Here is a 17,125-nt window from a genome sequence, read left to right as displayed (position 1 = left end):
TAATCGCCTAGTTCGACTATTCTAATAGATATCTAGAGAAGCAAGAGATATTTCAAAAGAGCGATCGCCCGCCAATAAAAGGTGCGCGATCGCACTCCACTTATTCCTAATTCTCTAGCTCCTTTAACGCTTCAAACACCAACAGTGAATCGATCGCCCCAATTGCATCCGACATTCGCAACTCGTGCGTTCCTCCCACAGTAATATACCGCTTTCCTTTCTTCTGAAGAACCTCAACAAACCACTGGTGCATAGTCATCCGTAAATGTTCGCTTTCTCGCGTTCCATCCTGAACAAACCCGAAATCCGGCTGAGTCAAAATATACAAATCGTAGCGGCGGCTGTCTGCAATTTGCTCGACCATCGGGTGTTCGGAACCAAGGTAACGTTTGTGCCAAATACAAGTAGCTAAAGAATCTGTATCGCAGATAACGACTTTGTTAGCGCGAGTAGCAATATCGTCTTCTATAGCAGCTTGTTTCTTGGCAATTTCTACAAATTCATAGCTGTCCCAAATTTCCGGATCGGGCGAATATTGCCTGCCTTCCCAGTAACACCTGCCGTATTCGGGAACCCAAACAGTTTGGTAGTGCTGTGCGAGCGATCGTGCCAGGGTAGTCGTGCCGCTCGATTCTACACCCAGCACGCAGACTCGTTTGGCAAAGTAGGCTTTGGCTGGGGGAGTCAGCATTTGCCAGTGTTCGGCTAAGTGCGATCGCAATTGCGTTCCCGAAATCGGGAATTTGAGCCGTTCGCGATCGACTGCACAGTGTTGAGATCCCATCAGTTTTGCCCAAGGTTCGCCGTAATCTTCTGAAGAAAAAGCGATATCGGGTTTTCGCCCAGAAAGCACCTCAAGAGTCCTCTGAGCCCAAGGTTCGGGGGCTTCCGGCAAATCGTCGAGCACTTCGATAACTTCTGCATCGGGATGCAAAAACCGAATCCAGTCGGCTCTAACGCTTCCTGCAACTGCTTGATTTGTTTTATAACAGGCGAGAACGATTAAACGGTCAACCTTTTTTTTAGCTTCTCGAATTAAGTAGTCGTGTCCTTTGTGGAAGGGGTAAAATTTGCCTACAGTAACACCGAGTATCATAAAGATTGCTGCTGTTTTAACTTTTGTTCCGAGTAAATCCGCTGAAAATTTTGCAGTCCGAAAATTGCCATTAAGCAAAATATCGCGTACAAAATACTCGTCAGATATAGCCCGCGCGAGGCATACAAGGGAACGTAAATCGTGTCTGCAACAATCCACAAATACCAGCTTTCGAGATAGCGTTCCATCAGATACAACTGGGCGATCGCGCTTAAGATGGTGGTCAGGGCGTCCCAAAATGGTGCTGCACCGCCCAAATATACTAATACTGTTCGCAAGCCAAATACACCAACTGTAACGAAGACTGCGGTGAGGATGAGCCAGCGTTGGTTTATGCGAGATACAGGTTTTTCTGTGCTGTTTTCGCCACCCCGCAGCCAAATATAAATTGCTTGGAAGCTCGTGATCAAATAGAAGGATTGAAGCGCAACTTCGCCGTACAGTTTAACTTGATAAAACACCGCAGCGTAGGCGATAACTCCGATTAAGCCGATCCACCAGCCTAGGGGATTGTTTTTAGCAAGCAGCCAAACGCTCCAAGCAGAAGCGATCGCGGCTATCGCTTCGATTAAGTCGAGTTGGATAGGGACAAACCACTGCACTGAAAGCAGGAGCACGAAGATGCTTGCTGCGAAGCCGATTAAGTTTGGCAGATTCGCTTTTTTCATGGCCATCCCTATCCCGTCGGCTGGCTATATTGACTGCGAAATCAAATCCGAATCACTTTTTTCTTTTGAGCGATCGACACTAAAATCTTCATAGTACGATCGCTCAGTATTCACATCCCACAAATCGTGCTTTTCGCCGAGAATATTTCTCACAGCCAGCATCCCCGTCAGCATGGAATGGTCTTGGTTGTTGTATCGGTGCATACCGTTTCGCCCGATCGTCTGCAAATTCTCAAATCCCTTCAAAAAACCTTCAAGTACCTGCAAGTGTCCTCGATATTCCCCATCATAAACGGGATAAGCTTTAAGTTGCCGTATGACAACTCCATCTTGCACCTCAGCAGTTGTTGCTAACCCCAAACCCACCAACTCGCGAGTTGCTAATTCGATAAGTTCCGCGTCCGACATTTCCCAAATCTCATCGCCTACGCTACAGAAATATTCCATTCCTAAACAACTTTTGCTGGCGTCTGGAACTAAAGCGGCGCTCCAATTCTTAAAGTTTTGAATGCGTCCAACTTTGACTTCGGGGGAGTGAATGTAAATCCAGTTGTCAGGAAACAAATCCTTGCGATCGACAATCAGCGATACAATCAAAAAATCTCGATATTTGAGCGATCGCGCGGCGTGCAATACCTCTTCGGGGGGCTGCGGTTTCATTCTTGCTACCAGCGCCGATATCGGCATACTCGTAATGAAATTATCAGCAGAATATTGAACTAATTCTCCGTTTTGCTCCGCAGTAATACTTTTAATCGTATTACCTTCACGCTCAAAGCTAATCACTTTAGTATCGAGATAAACCTTGCCGTCTTTATTCTCCACAGCTTCCGCGAACTTTTCCCACATCATCCCCGGCCCCAAAGCTGGATAATCAAACTCTTTGATTAATGTTTTAGTGTCGTTGCTACCAAACAAAGCATTAATAATTGCTGTTGTCAGCGACAATCCTTTAATCCGCTGCGCCGCCCAATCTGCTTGAATTTCTGAACAGGGAATTCCCCAAACTTTTTCAGTGTAAGTCTTAAAAAATGTTTTGTACAAGCGTTCCCCAAAACGATTGATCACCCATTGTTCAAAAGTTTTTTCTTCCGTAAGTGGCCAAATTCTCACTTTCAGATAGCTCAAAATAATGAGCGTACTCTCAATTATCCCCAAATTAAAGAGAGTATTGAAGGCACTGATTGGATAGTTAAAAAATTTACCTCGATAAAAAATTCGCGACAATCGTGGCACTTTAATAAACTCATTTCCCAGTACCTCTTGCCACAACTGCTGCACGGCTTCAACTTTAGTATAAAAGCGGTGGCCGCCAATGTCGAAACGATAGCCTTTGTAGGTTTCTGTGCGAGCTATTCCCCCAACTTTATCACCTTTTTCTAGTACAACAGGGATGATGCCTTGCTTGACTAGCTCGTAAGCTGCCGTCAAGCCCGCAGGGCCTGCACCGACGATCGCAACAGGATAATGTTTCACTCAGCCTACCTCCAGCTTTTTTATCCAAACTATACAGTTATTTATAACTTTTGACATCCTCACCGACTATCAGGTGCGGTGATTCCCGACAGGTCAAACAAACTGAGTTGAATGAACTCCGGGCGGGTTGACGCTTCAACGGATGCGGCTAACTTGGCGCTAGTCTTACGCTTCCTCTGCAATCCGTTTTGAGTCTCCGAATGCCCTCCGGCGACTTTAATATTTACCGCTGCATTGATATCGCGGTCGTGGCTTGCTCCACAGAATAGACAATTCCACTCACGAATAGATAGCTCCTTCTTGCCACCAATCTCGTTACAACACGAGCAACGCTGGCTGGTAGGTTCCCATCTACTAATGATGCGAAATTCACGCCCATACTTTTGGGCTTTTCCTTCTAGAAATGTTCTGAACTGTCGCCACCCTAAATCGCTAATTGCGCGGGATAACTTACGGTTCTTGACCATGCCTGCGACATTTAAATCTTCCAGAATTACCGCTTGGTTTTCGCGGATTAATCTGGTTGATAACTTATGCAGAAAGTCTGTTCTTGTATCCTTAAGCTTGGCGTACTGTCTGGCTCTCCGTCGCTGTGCCTTCTCGTACCGCTTAGAGCCTCGCTGCTTTCTGGCTAGGTTTTTATCTAATCGCCTCACACGCTGAATACGCTTTTTCAGTGGCAGGAGTGCATCTACTTTTTCACCAGTGCTTAATGTGGCAAAGGTGGCTATGCCCAGGTCAACCCCCACGCTGTTTTCAGTAGGTGGTAAAGTTTCTGGCCCAATCTCCACGACGAAGCTGACAAAATAGCGGTGGGCTGCGTCTCTAATCACTGTGACCGAGCTAGGCTCAGACGGGAGAGGACGCGACCAGACTACATCTAATTTGCCTATCTTGGCAAGATAGAGAGAATCATTTTGCAGCTTGAAACCAAAGGTAGTAAACCGTGCAGACTGTGCAGCCCGACGCTTCTTAAACCGTGGTGGCTTAACAGCTTTTCCCTTACGCTCTCCCTTACATGATTTAAAGAAGTTTTGGTACGCCTGTTCTAAATCATTGAGCGATTGTTGCAGAGGTACGTTAGAAACCTCCGTTAACCATTCTCTTTCTGCTACCTTTTTGGCTTGGGTTATAAATTGCTTCTGTAATGCAGCATTGCTCGGTTTCTTACCTCCTGCCCGATATTCAGCATTGCAGTGAGCCAGTCCATCATTCCAAACCACACGCACACACCCGAACAGTTTAGCGAGTGCCAACTGCTGCGAGGGTGTGGGGTAGACGCGAAAACGATAACGTGCTTTCATAATAGTATTGTATCCTATTACGGACGCGAATGGCAAGACAAAACACTTTTAAAGTAAGGCTTACAGATGAGGAACTAGGCTGGCTCCAAGCTTATGCCGAGAGCAAACAAATAACTACCGCTGAAGTAGTGAGACAATATATCCAAAAACTCAAACCAAAAGAAAAGTCGCCCGCTTAGTGCGAGGCTTGTATCCCATTATTTCCGGTAACAGTGATAGATTCACCCGTGAATACCCTGAGAAACGATCGATCGACCTGATGTTTAAGCACAATTGGCCTTGATTTATTGAGCGGACACCGGCAAACTAACTTTGCCAGTCACAGGCTTTTTTTGGTATAAGTAGCGACCCGTGCCGATCGCGAATGCCAGTCCGCTGTAAAAGTAGAAAAGCCAGTGCCACGGAATTGTTTTCAGGGCAAATAGGATACCGTGTTTACGGTAAAAAAATCGGTAAAGCGGTGCATTAATTGCTACCAGCGGTATTGCGAGCAAACCAGCCAGTAGCAGAAAGCTCAGGGACCAGCACGTCCCCAAAATTGCCAGCACCACTGCATAAGTTAAAATCACGCTGATGCGGTTTGAAACTTGCAAGTTGAGGTCGTTATTCAATTGGCGATCGCGCCAAATCAGTTCTGTCCAAGGCAGCGCTCGGTAGAAAAAGTCAGCTTTCACCATCCCCATAGGTTTCCACCGCTTTAAATGCTTCACCTGCAATGTTTTGCACAGCCGAATGTTATAACCTGCTTGTTTCAAACGGTAGCCGAACTCAATATCTTCGATCGAAGCTTGGCGGTAACTCTCATTAAAGCCGCCCATCTGCAAAAAAATTTCCCGGCGAATCACTCCGCAAGCGCCCCAAAAAGTCGAAGCTTCTTCGTTACCTGTTTGGTGCACGTAGTGGTGCAGCAAGTTCCTGTACTGCGATAGAAAATCAGGATCTCCGGGAGCATCGTCGTAAGAGCCAATGAAAGCAGCTAAGTAGGGATTATTTTTGAACACCGATATCGCATAGCCCACAGCTTCTGGACAAACAGCGACATCAGCATCCACAAAAAACAGAATATCTCCCTTTGCAGCTTGGGCACCCAAATTCCTTGCCCGCGCTGGCCCCCCGCATTCGGGAATCCTGATGACTTTGGCGCCGAATTCCTTGGCTAGACGCCAGGAACCGTCGCTTTCGCCATCTGCTACTACAATAATCTCGATCGGCCTGGGCACAGTTTGAGCCAGTTTTGACAAACAGGTGCGGAAGTAAGAGCCCCCGTTGTGGACTGGGATAATAACGGATACAGTGGGGTCGGCGGTAGAAATCATTACCTAAAGTGTTTAAATTGCAGGGGCTAAAATTTGCTGGAATTTTATTGGTGCTACTTTACGAAGGGTAAATCAGCTCTACTTTTTTATTTATAACTCGATTTCTGTTTGTCTTCAACTAGATTTTTTGCTGGTATTCTCGATTTGATTTTCCCCATTCTTACCTCTATTTTACGCCATATCTTGCTGAGACTGACCTGATGTAGACAACAGCTTTACAAAATCTTTAAATATATCATTGTTTGTGTAAAGTTGGGAAAAAGCCCCAGCAGCATTTGGGTGCGGCTCTGTTGGAATGCACAAGACTTTGATTTTATAAGTAGGCACACCGTATAAAATCAAACATCGTTTATACGGATACCCGCGAACTCTCAGGACTGGCGCCGTACAATTTCTTTTACAGACCTCATCCGTGAGTGACTCCTGCACAAAGTATCGATCGCGACTGGGGACTCAACGCACACTTTATGACTTTTGGCAATATATTTTAAATATACGCCTTAAAATTTCCCCCGCTGTACGATCGAGCTTTAGTAATTTGCTAACATACCCTTAGCTAGCTCCCTTTGAACTAAAACTTTTACCTAAACCATTTTTTATATTACATGAACACCTCCCAAAATACTTTAAATCAGCCATTAGTTTCAGTCATCATACCAGCTTTCAACGCTAAAAATTTTATGGCTAAAACCTTAGAGTCTGTCTGATATCAAAATTATCAAAACATAGAAGTTTTAGTAGTTGACGACGGCTCTACAGATACAACACAACAGCCGAAATCGTCCAATCTTTTGCTCAAAAAAATAGCCGATTCAGCTTATTCCACCAGTCAAATACTGGCGTCGCCGTCGCTCGCAACCTAGCAATTGACAAATCAAAAGGCGAATATATTGCTCCCATCGAGACCGACGATATTTGGTATCCCTAAAACCTAGAAAAACAAGTTAACTGCCTGAATTCCTCAGCACCATCTGTCGGAGTTGTCTATTCCTGGTCACTTGATATCAACGAAAAAGACTTACTCACAGGTGGATTTTACAACTCCACCATCGAAGGAGAAGTATACAAAGCTTTAGTTTATAAATATTTTATGGGTAATGCTAGCTCATCTCTGATCCGCCGCATTTGTTTCGAGAGAGTCGGCGGTTACAATTGCCAATTGAAAGCCGAAAACGCCCAAGGCTGCGAAGACTTGGAACTTTTTCTCCGCATCGCTGAGCATTATCAATTTAAAGTAGTGCCAGAATTTTTAGTTGGCTATCGGCAGATTGCCAGCAGTATGTCTAGCAACTATGCAGCAATGGCAAAATCTCACTCTCTAATTATGGCAGATGTCCGGCAGCAACATCCCGAAATTCCTGCCAATATTTATCGCTGGTCTAACAGCAGTTTTTATATATACAATTTAGCCGTTAAAAGCAACCGTAACGGCAAGCATCGCAGTACATTATTCTGGCTATATCGAGTTTTTCCAGAAGATTCATTGATGACTCTTTTACGCCATAATTTGTATGTGCTGTCAATAGAAAGTATAGTAAAAATAATATTTCCACCGCCAACTAAGTCTGGGTTAGAGTTAAAACAAGCATCAGAATCGAGTGAAGGGACGACACTTGCTAGGATTGAGACGCGAAGGAAAGTTCACTGAATGTTGCCGTCGAACGTAGACGAAAGAATGCGATTCAATAGTTTAGGAAATCGAAAATCTACATAAACCCAACATTGAAAAACCCGGTTTTTTGAATAAACCGGGTTTTTGAGGAAGCTAGAGGGCGTTTAATTCTGCCTGGTTGGTCTGTCAAGAACCAGGAAAAAGGGTTAAATAAAAGAATTTTAATTTTCCATTCTTCCTTCTTCCGACTTCCATCGAACTGACATCCGTTACATCCGTTAGAGAATCCGTTACCGAACTTCCTTCTTCCTTCTACTTAATCTTTCTAAGCGTGAGAAGCTGTAGGAGTTTTAGCTTGTGGGTGCTGGCCGTCTGGCGCAAGGGATTCCCCCTCAATAAACGATCGCAACATCCAAGCCATTTGTTCGTGCTGTTCCATCAAACCAGTCAAAAAGTCTGCGGTTCCGTCATCCTTAAACTCTTCACCGCACTGTTCGACGTGTTGGCGGAGATTGCGAATAATCAATTCGTGGTCGTCAACTAAACGCGATACCATTTCCGTAGCCAAAGGCAAATCGCCGATATGTTCTTTAATCGAGCCATACTTCAGAAAACCCTCAGCAGTACCAATTGGATAGCCACCTAAAGTTCTGACCCGTTCGGCCATAGCATCGATATTTAGTGTTAAGGCCTGATAGTGTTCTTCCCACAACTGGTGGAGCGATCGAAACTGCGGGCCCACTACATCCCAGTGATACTTTTTGGTTTTGATTAACAGCAGATAAGCATCTGCCAGGTCGTGATTCAATAGTTCGATAACGCCTGCACGTTGCTCGTCCGATAAGCCTATGTTTAACTTACGCATTGAAAATTTTTCCTTCAACTCTAACTTTACATTTATTAGAACAAATTACGCCAGCAACTTACATCAACCCAGAGGACGATCGAAGACGATCGCACTTTCGTAAAATATCTGCATTTCAGGTTAAATTAATCGCAATATAGATACCCTTAGATAGATGCCATGAAACTTATTGTTCTGGAGTGCCTTTGTTTGGCAAACACAGGGATGGGGCAACCGATGAGTCCCCGCTCAATCGGGCTATACAAAAAGGCTGCACTATGATTGTTAGTAAAAATCAAGGAATTTATGTCCCAGTTAACCAACATCCCACACAATTAAGTGTGTGGGCTGCTTTAAATGACGGGCTAGGGGACTGGGAATTAAATATAACCGTTTCTAACCCTTGACCCCATCTAGTAGACCGAATGAGAGAACCTGTTTGCTCGCTTCACCTTCAGGAAGACTTGCGCTGCTGTGACAACCACAGCACGCTTGCCGAAGGTATCAACGACAGTGTAGCGTTTTGGGCCCCCATGAAGGCTTTGTCAAACCCGACACTCTGATGAACCATCGTTATGGCAACTGTTTAAACCTGTTTCTTAACGGATGGCGCCTCCAGGACAGATTAAAAAAAGCAGTCCTCTGTGTTTGCGCGAAGGAGGAGATAGAGGACGTTGCAGTTTGTCCTATCTGGGGAATACGCGGTAAAGTAGCAGTAGGAAAGATTTATCCATACTTTTACTAACTGTGGTACTTTCATTGTTAGCTGTAAACCATCATGCGGGAAATCTGCCAGAGCGTGGAAACCATATTTCAACTGCTGTTAGACGAACTTAAAAAGTCCACTCGCGCGTCTGAGCAGAACTGCCAAGATGTAGCAGGGCGACTCGCAGCAGAAGTCAACAGGATATGCACTGAAAGCCAGCGGATTCAAGCCTCTGGAGATATAGAAGGTTCAGCCCAGAGCCTCGCTCAGCACCGCTTGCAACAATGCCTCCACTATTACAATTTAGGCTCTGGGCCCGGTAGAGTAGAATTACACAGTACCCTCAGCGCGATCGTCTATCGCTACATAACCCCTCCGCAGGTGCAGTCTAGCTATCAGGCGCGAGTAGAACTGATCAAAGATTTTTTGCAAGGATTTTATCTGGAAGCTTTAAAGGCATTCCGGCGCGAAACCCAACTGCCACCCACCTACAGTCCCCGCACTCGCTTAGAACTAGCAGAGTACATGGCCTTTGTAGAGCGCTTTGGCAAGCGGCGCATTCCTTTACCTCGGAACCGCAGCCAGCAACTAATTATTTTACGGGCCCAAACCTTTTCCCAGCAGCAGCCCAAAGAAACCTCCGTAGATATGGAACAAGCCGCCGACGGAGGCGCTTCAGATTCCGACCAAACTTGGAACGACACCTCGGTGCACTCGGTGCGGGAAGCGATGGCCGGACAGGGTTCGGCGGCAATTCGTCCCCAAGGCGACGAGTCAGAATCTCTGCGGCAAAAGGTGATTGACGAATTAGTCGCCTACTTGAAAGAGCGCAACCAACAAGAATGTGCCGATTACTTCGTGCTGCGCTTGCAAGACTTGCCGACTAATGAAATAGAGTCGCTTCTGGGCATAACTCCCCGCCAAAGAGACTATTTGCAGCAGCGCTTCAAGTACCATTTGCTCAGGTTCGCCATGTCGCACCGCTGGGAACTCGTTCACCAGTGGCTGGAAGCAGACCTCGATCAAAATCTGGGTTTGCTACCTTCTCAGTGGCAGGCTTTTGGCGAGCAAATTGGTCCAGAGGGACAGCGTTTGCTAAAGTTGAAACAACAGGGTCTGTCAGAGTCAGCGATCGCCCAAACCCTGGGTAGCACGGTAGCCCAGGTACAGAAGCGGTGGTTTAAATTGCTGGAACTTGCGTGGGAATTGCGAAATCGTTCAGATTCCGGAGAAGGGGCATCTAGTGATGAATAACGAAACGAACAGGGATGCAGAGGCTTTCGATCGCCATTTTTTAGACTGGATATTGCAGGCGCCGATCGCGAATGCCTCTAGCGAAGATGAGGAAAACCTCAATCCATCCCCTCGCTCACAAGAGTGGGGCGATACAGAAGAGAATTCCGGGGTGGAATACTGGGAATGGGACGAACCAGACCCGCTGGACTATCAAGTGGGGGCGCACAGCAATGCACCCGCACAACCGCTGACAATTGGAGAAATACCGACCGTGCAAGACCGTTTTCAGACCTTGTTAAAACAAAGGCTTAGAGCCGAAATTGAATCTAACCCGCCGCTGTTCCCCTGGGAAACAGAATTCAAAAGCTACGACCACGATTACCCAGACGAGGTAGCCCCGCAATGGGTTCCCCCCCTACACATCTGGACTCCCCAACTACAAAATATCAGGTGGGGCCGCCTGCCAATTCCGATCGCCCAAGGGGTTTTTGCTCAACTGCTAGAACCTTGTCAGGAACTGGTAATGTCGTCGCTGCGGCAAGGATCGAAGTTAGTTCGCGCTGTAGATGGCTTATTTCCGGGCCATTCTCACGAACTCAACGAATTAGCTGGTTTAGTGCTCCGAGGTGCTTTACGGGGACTTCTAGATTTAGAAGATTTCCCGAATTACGAAGTGGCGAGTACCGATCAACAAATGGTGCTGTCGCTGTTGGCCGCCAAGGAAATCATTGAGTCTCTAACTCTCGATTGTCATGTGAATCAGCCGCCGATTTCGCGCGAGTGGCTTACTGCTTTGGGTTCGCTGACTCTGGAGGCTCAATACCTGTCGAACCCCAACAGAGAACAGCCAATGCCGTGTTTAAGAGTTGAGTGCCAATTTCCGGGGGCAGGAAGTTTGGAACTCAAGGGAGGAGATGCCGAAGCAACTGCACATCGTCCGAATTCGGGGCATTTAAGTGTGGAGTTGTTTGACCCGCAACCTAACAAGACTTATGCCCTAGAAGTTCGATTCCAAAACTTCGAGACCCGACCTTTGATGTTTGCTATTCGTCCAATTTTGGCAGGACAAGATAGCAACTAGAAAGGCCTAATTAGAGTAAATAAGGTAGGTGTTTACTCTCTGGTTTGACCTCACACAAAAACAGATGCAATCCCTCGACTTCTGTCGTGGAAAGCCAAAAAAATTAGATATTAGTTCAAGCCCCCAGATTCATCTGTGGATTCAATCTAAAATCTAATGACAGAGAAATAAGATTTAGATATTAGTTAAAATCCAGATTTATCTGTGGATTCAATCTAAAATCTAAAATCTAAAATCGTTTGACAGGGAAATAAGATTTAGATATTAGTTAAAACCCAGATTTATCTGTGGATTCAATCTAAAATCTAAAATCTAAAATCTAAAATAGTTGGATGGGTGCACATGACAACTGATAACCTGCGAAATATACCTGTGTTGGGTAAGCTGTGGGAGCAGATTGAGGCCATGCCTCCGCCGGTGATTGAGGATTCTTTACTGCTGCGAATCCTAGTTCAGTTGTTGGTGATTGTGGGAATTGTAGCTACTGACGTTGCTGCTGAAGAAGCCCTGAACCTGTGGGCTGTGCCTGTTAGTATTGTGGGAGCAACTTGGAGTTGGTACCGCCGCCGCGATCGCAATGTAGCTGCTAAGTTCTGCATAGCTATTGGAATGCTGGTGGCGCTGTTCGCTTTTTTTAGCCGCTTGGTGGGAGAATTGAATGATACGCGGTTAGTTTTGGCGCAACTGTTAATCCAACTTCAAGTGCTGCACAGTTTCGATTTGCCCCGCCGCAAGGATTTGGGCTATTCGATGGTAATCGGGCTAATTTTGTTAGGGGTAGCAGCGACTCTCAGCCAAACCTTGACTTTTGCGCCGCTGTTGTTGGTGTTTTTGGCTTTAGCGCTTCCGACTTTGGTGTTGGATTATCGATCGCGCTTGGGATTTTTGAAGCCAGAAGCCATTGGCGAAAAAGCACAAGATAAAGGGAAAAAAGAAAGCCTGTCGCTATTTGCTGCTACTTTATCCCCAAAGTATTTTGGTTGGCTGCTGCTGATAACTGTCGGGTTGGGGCTGACTATTTTTGCGTTTTTGCCGCGCCTCCCTGGCTATCAGTTGCGGACTTTTCCGGTGAGTGCTCCTATTGAATATCAGGGGGAGTTTGACTCGCGCAGCATTCTGAATCCGGGGTATGTTAGAGGGGGCAATGAAAAAGGAACTGGCGGAGGAAGGGGGAGAAACCCCGACTCTGGGCCAGGAGAGGTAGACTCTACTTTTTATTACGGTTTTAACCAGCGCATTAATCAAAATTTGCGGGGTGAAATGAAACCTCAAGTCGTGATGCGGGTGCGATCGCAGGCGGCGGGTTTTTGGCGAGTATTAGGCTTTGACAAATACACCGGTCAGGGTTGGGAAATTTCTCGCAACGAACAAGCTCAAAAGCTTACTCGGCCTAGGTGGTCTTATCAATTTTATCTGAATCCGTTTCCCAATGCGCCTCGGAATCAAGAGGTGATTCAAAGTTATACTATTGTTGCTCCAATGCCGAATTTGATTCCGGCTTTAAACAAGCCGAAGGAGCTTTATTTTCCGAGCCCAGAGGTGGCGATTGATGCGGAGGGGGGTTTGCGAGCGCCTGCGGAATTGGGAGAGGGTGTGACTTATACGGTGATTTCTAATGTGCCTTTTCGCGATCGCTCTTTGTTGGGGAAAACTGGTACTAATTATCCGAAAAATATTCGCAATTTCTATTTGGATGTGCCGCCGCAAATTGCCCAGAAGGTGCGAGAAAAAACTGAAGAGATATTGGCTGCAAGAACTAGAGTAGCTCAGTCGGACAGACCGATCGACTCTCCCTACGAAAAAGCTTTGTATTTGGCTCAATATTTAAAGCAAAATCCGAATTACAAAATAGAAAAAGCTTTGCCTTACTTAGAAGAAGGTGAAGATTTAGTCGAGGGTTTTCTGTTTGGCTACAAAAACACTCAGGGTGGCAAAAAAGTTACAGGTGGATATCCAGACCACTTTTCGACGGTACTGACAATTATGCTGAGGTCGATCGGGATTCCGGCCCGAATGGTGGGGGGTTTCGATACGGGGGAATTTAACCCGTTTACGGGTTTGTATATTGTGAAAAATACCGACGCTTTCTTGATGACGGAGGTATATTTTCCCAATCACGGCTGGTTTGCTTTTAATCCGATTCCCGGTTATCCGCTGATTCCGGCTTCGGTGGAAGACAACCAGACTTTTAGTGCGCTGGAATCGTTTTGGAAGTGGATCGCGGGTTGGCTACCGACTCCTCTCAGAAGCGGGCTCGATTCAGTTATAGGTTTTCTAATTGGCTGGATAACTTTGATTGTGGGCTGGTTTCTGGGACAGTTTGCTAAGGGCTGGGTGGGGTTATTTACTGGTTTGATTGCTGCGATCGGCTTTGGCTTTATTGGCTGGTTAATTTGGCAAGTGTGGCGCAAGTGGCGCCACCGCCGCTGGCTGGCGAAGTTGCCGCCGGTGGAGGGGGTTTATCAGGAAATGCTGAAGGATTTGGCGAGTAGGGGTTTTGCCAAGCAGAAAGCTCAAACGCCTTTGGAGTATGCTGAGGCTATGCGCGGGAATCATGCAACTGATGAAGCTGAGGTGATTGATGAAGTTTCGGAAGCTTACGTGCGCTGGAAGTATGGCGGGGAAGCGGGTAATTTGAGTCAGTTGCGGGGGTTGGTGGAAAATTTGAGACGATCGCACTTGAAGAAACTGAAAAAGTTAAGATAAAAATCGGCGACGGAAATTGCTTCTACACAAATAGGAGTTACGGAGAAAAACCCAAGAAACCGGGTTTTTCCGGTTTCTACGGCTGCATGGCGTCTTCTGGGCAAAAACCCGGTTTCTGGTCACCCGCGCATAATCTGATGGCGATCGCAAAATTTTCACTCTTAATACAGCCTCACCCTTTCAATCATCCGTTTGATGAGCAACAATGAGGCGATCGATTTCTTGGTGGTGGCGATCGTAATAACGCCAAGCATTCTCTAGATCGCGATCGGAGTGTGGATTTATGTTAAGGGGAGATGAATGATTCGGTCTTGGTATTCGTTATCAAACGAACCATCAACAATCAAAATCAATTCCTCAATATTTTGCCCAATACTTAAATCTTGATTCAAAACGAAAATCCCTGGAATATGACAACCTTTAGCCAGATGATCTACCAAATGCACGGGCATTGACTTGCGATTATTTGTCACCAAAATAAAGCTATGCTCCTCACACCACACCAAAATCTCCGGATCGAGGGTGCTTTTTGGGGGTGTACCAATTTCACCCACGGCCCAAACTACTAAATCGGGGCGTTTCCGGCGAAGCTGTGTAGCATAAATGGGCGTAACATTCTCATCCATCAAATATTTAAGTGCCATTCTTCAAGCACCCTGGATCGCGGTTTGCCTTTCCCGTTCCGCTTTCAATTTTCGCAATCTTTCTGCTGCAGGATGGGGATTTGCTGCTTGCATTTTTCGCGGCTGATGCGACCACTCCAACCAATCTTGCAAATATCTACTTACTGATTCTTGATTTTTTAAATAATACAAAATAGTCGTATAAACTTCTGCTAAACTGAGAGAAGGATAGAGTTGGTGAATTTCTTCTGCGGTGCGTTCCCGATAAATATACTCATACAGTACCGTCTCAATCCCGATGCGATGTCCTTTAATACGAATATCATCCGGTGCTAAGAAATCAAAATACTCATTAAGTCCCATATCTAAACTTCCTGTTTTAGCCATCTACTATTCTACTCGTTATCAGGAATCCCTTGATTCGCCCGATCGGCATCATCAGAAGTTAAAACATCACAGTCAAGGGTATGCAAATGCTCGAACATTGCGATGATCGCACAGAGTGTTTTGATCGACCGCCTTACTCGCAAGAGTCAGCGAAACATGAGCAAAAAACGGGATTCTTGGTTCAATTAACCTCCAACCCTTGATTTATAAAGTATTAGATAGTATGCGGATAAAAGGACTTGAACCTTCACTCCTCTCGGAACCAGAACCTAAATCTGGCGCGTCTGCCAATTCCGCCATATCCGCATTTTGACATTCAACTACTATAGCACACAACAGAGCGATCGGTCAAGCGATTTTAGATTTTAGATTTTAGATTTTAGATTGAAGGAAGCGACCCACTGATAAATCCGCAGGCTGATGACCACATAGCCCAATCGATTTTAGATTTTAGATTTTAGATTTTAGATTGAAGACAGCGCCCCACTGATAAATCCGCAGGCTGATGACCAAATTGCTCGATCGCTCAAAATCGAGAAACCCGGTCATTTTGGGACACCGGGTTCAATCATGAGTTATCGCCACAGCAATTTTCCGTATTTTTCACTCGTCGCTTACTTTTGGCCCAGCGCCTTCCAGGTTGTGTCGTCCACCATTCCGTTAGCCATCAAGCCCTTATACTGCTGAAAGTTCTTGACAGCCGTAGCAGTGCGAGCGCCAAAAATGCCGTCGATCGGGCCCGGATCGTAACCCTGCATTTCCAAACGCACCTGTAGCGTTTTCACCTTGGAACCGACAGCCCCTTTATTCAGAAGAGTTGGAGGATTACCCGGAACAGCAGCATTGCTCAGAATTGGAGCATTGCTCTGCACAGTTTCAGGAGCCGACGCTGGATCTGCTGCTAAAGCTGTCCAAGTTTCTTTATCCACAATGCCATCTGCGTTCAAACCCTTAGACTGCTGAAAAGCACGAACCGCCGATGTAGTGCGAGAGCCATAGGTACCGTCGATCGTCCCCACCTTGAAACTGTGCACCTGCAAGCGCTGCTGTATGGCTGCAACTTCTGGCCCGTCAGCACCCGCCGAGATAGTTTTTTCCTTTTTCACTGGCGCCTGGTCGCCCGCGTAAAAAGGCTTGTTAAACATATCTGCTTTGGACTTTCCCTCGGGCGATGCTGACGCACCCGGATCGGCGGGAGCCGTAAAGTCTCGGCGGTACTCTTCCTGCACCAAGGGTTCGGAGTCGAAAGCAGCAGTTGCCTTTCGGGTTAAGCCGGGAGCGAGCAGAGCGATCAAGCTGAAAATCGTAACAGTAGTCACACGCATAAATTTCATCCTGTTGGTAAGGTTTGACAAGGTTTCCCTGTTTTCATGTTTCTAAATCTAATTGTATTACCCGGACAGCTTTCTGAGACATATAGCAGAAGCAAGAAGGAAGAATGACTTTCGACTTCGCGATCGGGTAACAAGAAGTCCGAGGGAAGGGGTAATAGACCGCATTGGTTTAGGCCATTAAGAAAGTTCTAAGCGTCTGGCGCGGTTGCTATATCTGCCCCGGTCTCTAGAATTTCGGCAATCGGGACACCAGCACTCAGAATTTGCGAGTTGGAAGTTACCTGTTAGAAGTAGGGGCCGGTTCGCACTATTCCTAATAAACCCGGTTGATTCCGAGATGTTTCGTTACCAAAGCCCATATTTTCGTAGAAACCGGGTTTCTTAGCCTCAGTCCTCTTGTACAAAACCTGCCGTCATTCACAAATATTTACGGGCAGGTTTGGTACAAAGTTGATCCATCAGAGGCGAAGTTTTTTCCTTGAATCCCCCCGTAAGATCAATTTCGGTTGTATCTGAGATGTTGCACCATTCTCAATTACTTGTTTAGGAACAGGCAAGATGCCTGTTCCACAAGAAAATTCATCTCTTGTGGAATGGGCCGTTTAGGAACAGGCAAGATGCCTGTTCCACAAGAAAATTCACTCTTTGTGGAACAGGCATCTTGCCTGTTCTTGACAATGGTGCAACATCTCAGTTGTATCGGAATTATTAAACCCCTCTTGACGCAGAGGATACA

General features: G+C 46.1%; 15 protein-coding genes and 1 tRNA gene. 6 read left to right on the top strand and 10 right to left on the bottom strand.

Annotated elements, in window-relative coordinates; genetic code table 11:
• Positions 1-106: 106 nt before the first annotated feature.
• From QT990_RS22100 to QT990_RS22085, 4 genes are read right to left on the bottom strand one after another with little or no spacing between them, the layout of a single operon-like run.
• On the bottom strand, positions 107-1,096 hold the full coding sequence (locus QT990_RS22100; protein ID WP_333143816.1) for an AAA family ATPase: 990 nt from the start codon (positions 1,094-1,096) through the stop codon (positions 107-109).
• Positions 1,093-1,764 (bottom strand): nicotinamide riboside transporter PnuC, encoded by a 672-nt coding sequence (pnuC, locus tag QT990_RS22095; RefSeq protein ID WP_333143817.1) that lies wholly within the window; start codon positions 1,762-1,764, stop codon positions 1,093-1,095. Before pnuC ends, QT990_RS22100 begins: the two co-directional genes overlap by 4 nt.
• 24 nt (positions 1,765-1,788) lie before the next feature.
• Positions 1,789-3,240, bottom strand: coding sequence for an NAD(P)/FAD-dependent oxidoreductase (locus QT990_RS22090; protein ID WP_333143818.1), 1,452 nt, complete (start codon positions 3,238-3,240; stop codon positions 1,789-1,791).
• 59 nt (positions 3,241-3,299) lie between these two features.
• Positions 3,300-4,544 (bottom strand): RNA-guided endonuclease TnpB family protein, encoded by a 1,245-nt coding sequence (locus QT990_RS22085; protein ID WP_333143819.1) that lies wholly within the window; start codon positions 4,542-4,544, stop codon positions 3,300-3,302.
• Positions 4,545-4,573: 29 nt separating this feature from the next.
• Between QT990_RS22085 and QT990_RS22080 the strand changes: the two genes are divergently transcribed.
• Positions 4,574-4,723: a CopG family transcriptional regulator gene (locus QT990_RS22080; RefSeq protein ID WP_333143820.1), complete on the top strand. Its 150-nt coding sequence runs from the start codon at positions 4,574-4,576 to the stop codon at positions 4,721-4,723.
• Between the two features lie 105 nt (positions 4,724-4,828).
• On the opposite strand, the gene QT990_RS22075 is transcribed toward QT990_RS22080, so the two are convergent.
• Entirely contained in the window at positions 4,829-5,860 is a 1,032-nt protein-coding gene (locus QT990_RS22075) for a glycosyltransferase family A protein (protein ID WP_333143821.1), read from the bottom strand.
• A 778-nt stretch (positions 5,861-6,638) separates the two neighbouring features.
• Between QT990_RS22075 and QT990_RS22070 the strand changes: the two genes are divergently transcribed.
• Both QT990_RS22070 and QT990_RS22065 read left to right on the top strand, forming a co-directional pair.
• Positions 6,639-6,788, top strand: a complete 150-nt coding sequence (locus tag QT990_RS22070) for a glycosyltransferase (protein ID WP_333143837.1) — start codon at positions 6,639-6,641, stop codon at positions 6,786-6,788.
• Between the two features lie 24 nt (positions 6,789-6,812).
• On the top strand, positions 6,813-7,508 hold the full coding sequence (locus QT990_RS22065) for a hypothetical protein (RefSeq protein ID WP_333300587.1): 696 nt from the start codon (positions 6,813-6,815) through the stop codon (positions 7,506-7,508).
• A gap of 289 nt (positions 7,509-7,797) precedes the next feature.
• On the opposite strand, the gene QT990_RS22060 is transcribed toward QT990_RS22065, so the two are convergent.
• Positions 7,798-8,337 (bottom strand): Dps family protein, encoded by a 540-nt coding sequence (locus tag QT990_RS22060; protein WP_333108980.1) that lies wholly within the window; start codon positions 8,335-8,337, stop codon positions 7,798-7,800.
• 757 nt (positions 8,338-9,094) lie between these two features.
• Here QT990_RS22060 and hetZ point away from each other — a divergent pair.
• From hetZ to QT990_RS22045, 3 genes are all read left to right on the top strand, one after another.
• Positions 9,095-10,276 (top strand): heterocyst differentiation protein HetZ, encoded by a 1,182-nt coding sequence (hetZ, locus tag QT990_RS22055; protein WP_333143822.1) that lies wholly within the window; start codon positions 9,095-9,097, stop codon positions 10,274-10,276.
• Entirely contained in the window at positions 10,269-11,339 is a 1,071-nt protein-coding gene (locus tag QT990_RS22050; RefSeq protein ID WP_333143823.1) for a hypothetical protein, read from the top strand. The genes hetZ and QT990_RS22050 overlap by 8 nt, the downstream gene beginning before the upstream one ends.
• Positions 11,340-11,681: 342 nt before the next feature.
• Complete coding sequence (locus QT990_RS22045; protein WP_333465750.1) at positions 11,682-14,045, top strand: transglutaminaseTgpA domain-containing protein; 2,364 nt, start codon at positions 11,682-11,684, stop codon at positions 14,043-14,045.
• Positions 14,046-14,326: 281 nt separating this feature from the next.
• On the opposite strand, the gene QT990_RS22040 is transcribed toward QT990_RS22045, so the two are convergent.
• The 4 genes from QT990_RS22040 to QT990_RS22025 form a co-directional block, all read right to left on the bottom strand.
• Positions 14,327-14,689 carry a DUF5615 family PIN-like protein gene (locus QT990_RS22040; RefSeq protein WP_333053246.1) on the bottom strand — a complete coding sequence of 121 codons (363 nt, stop codon included), beginning with the start codon at positions 14,687-14,689 and terminating at the stop codon, positions 14,327-14,329.
• Between the two features lie 3 nt (positions 14,690-14,692).
• The gene (locus QT990_RS22035) at positions 14,693-15,055 is read right to left on the bottom strand and encodes a DUF433 domain-containing protein (RefSeq protein WP_445252043.1); all 363 of its coding nucleotides are present in this window, start codon (positions 15,053-15,055) and stop codon (positions 14,693-14,695) included.
• Between the two features lie 224 nt (positions 15,056-15,279).
• Positions 15,280-15,361, bottom strand: a tRNA-Leu gene (locus QT990_RS22030).
• Positions 15,362-15,669: 308 nt separating this feature from the next.
• Positions 15,670-16,380, bottom strand: a complete 711-nt coding sequence (locus tag QT990_RS22025; protein ID WP_333143825.1) for a peptidoglycan-binding protein — start codon at positions 16,378-16,380, stop codon at positions 15,670-15,672.
• Positions 16,381-17,125: the final 745 nt, after the last annotated feature.

Source organism: Microcoleus sp. T3_B1, from assembly GCF_036700445.1.
Classification (GTDB): Bacteria; Cyanobacteriota; Cyanobacteriia; order Cyanobacteriales; family Microcoleaceae; genus Microcoleus.
This window is presented reverse-complemented; position numbering and strand designations above follow the sequence as displayed.